Origin of the sequence: Aliiroseovarius sp. PrR006 (assembly GCF_010500215.1) — a bacterium.
Lineage (GTDB): Bacteria > Pseudomonadota > Alphaproteobacteria > Rhodobacterales > Rhodobacteraceae > Aliiroseovarius.
The window spans coordinates 1-1,670 of the sequence record NZ_JAAGOY010000003.1 but is presented as its reverse complement, the minus strand read 5'-3'; the positions used below and the strand labels follow the sequence as shown (position 1 = coordinate 1,670).

General features: G+C 60.2%; 2 protein-coding genes. Both read left to right on the top strand.

Annotation, left to right across the window (positions count from 1 at the left end; genetic code table 11):
- Positions 1–5 precede the first annotated feature (5 nt).
- Complete coding sequence (locus tag G0Q00_RS00020) at positions 6–764, top strand: electron transfer flavoprotein subunit beta/FixA family protein (protein ID WP_163035373.1); 759 nt, start codon at positions 6–8, stop codon at positions 762–764.
- Positions 764–1,670: electron transfer flavoprotein subunit alpha/FixB family protein (locus tag G0Q00_RS00015; protein WP_163035372.1), on the top strand; the 907-nt coding region annotated here is incomplete at its 3' end. The genes G0Q00_RS00020 and G0Q00_RS00015, both read left to right, overlap by 1 nt.

The following is a 1,670-nucleotide window of genomic DNA, read 5'->3' as shown; positions in this document are numbered from 1 at the left end:
CGCCAATGAAGGTGCTTGTGCCTGTGAAGCGCGTGATCGACTACAACGTGAAAGTTCGTGTGAAAGCGGATGGAACCGGTGTCGATCTTGCCAACGTAAAAATGTCGATGAACCCCTTTGACGAGATTGCCGTCGAAGAGGCCATCCGCCTGAAGGAAGCTGGTAAAGCAGACGAGATCGTCGTCGTGTCCATCGGCGTGAAGCAAGCTCAGGAAACCCTGCGCACGGCTCTGGCCATGGGTGCAGACCGCGCCATTCTGGTAAACGCTGCTGACGACGTCCACAACGACATCGAGCCGCTGGCCGTTGCCAAGATCCTGGCCAAAGTTGTTGAAGAAGAGCAGCCGGGCATCGTGCTGGCGGGCAAGCAAGCCATCGACAACGACATGAACGCCACCGGTCAGATGCTGTCGGCCCTGCTGGGCTGGTCGCAAGGCACCTTTGCTTCGGAACTGGACATCGATGGCGACAGTGCCGTTGTGACCCGCGAAGTGGACGGCGGCCTGCAGACCATCAAAGTGAAGATGCCGACCATCGTCACCGTTGACCTGCGCCTGAACGAGCCGCGCTATGCGTCGCTGCCGAACATCATGAAAGCCAAGAAGAAGCCGCTGGACGAAAAGACCCCGGCTGATTACGGCGTTGACGTGACCCCGCGCCTCGAGATCGTGAAGACCTCGGAGCCGGCAGAACGCGCCGCTGGCATCATCGTTGGCTCGGTGGACGAGCTTGTATCGAAACTCAAGGAAGCGGGGGCTGTATAATGGCTGTTCTACTTCTTGCTGAAGTTACCAATGGTGAACTGGCGCTGGACGCCACCGCCAAGGCTGTCACCGCTGCAAAAGCGCTGGGTGACGTAACCGTTCTGGCTGCTGGCGCATCTGCCGCTGCTGCTGGGGACGCCGCTGCCAAGATCGACGGCGTGGCCAAGGTTCTGGTTGCCGAAGACGCATCGCTGGGTCACCGCCTGGCCGAGCCGACCGCAGCCCTGATCGTCTCGCTGGCTGGCGACTTTGATCACATCGTGGCGCCCGCCACCACCGACGCCAAAAACGTCATGCCGCGCGTTGCTGCCCTGTTGGACGTGATGGTTCTGTCGGACGTAACCGCAGTTGTAGACGGCGACACGTTTGAACGCCCGATCTATGCCGGTAACGCCATGCAAACCGTCAAATCGAACGACGCCAAGAAGGTCATCACCTTCCGTACGTCGACCTTCGACGCTGCTGGCGAAGGTGGTTCGGCTGGCGTCGAGCCCATCAGCGCTGCTGACAACCCCGGCCTGTCGGAATGGGTTGAAGACAAGGTTGCCGAAAGCGACCGCCCCGAGCTGACCTCGGCTGGCGTTGTTGTGTCGGGTGGCCGTGGCGTTGGCTCGGAAGAGGACTTCGCCCTGATCGAGAAACTGGCTGACAAGCTGGGCGCCGCTGTTGGTGCGTCGCGTGCGGCTGTTGACTCGGGCTATGCCGCGAACGACCTGCAGGTTGGTCAGACCGGTAAAGTTGTTGCTCCGGAACTGTACATCGCCGTGGGTATCTCGGGCGCCATCCAGCACTTGGCTGGTATGAAAGACTCGAAGATCATCGTTGCGATCAACAAAGACGAAGAAGCACCGATCTTCCAGGTCGCCGATTTCGGTCTGGTTGCCGACCTCTTCGAAGCTGTGCCGG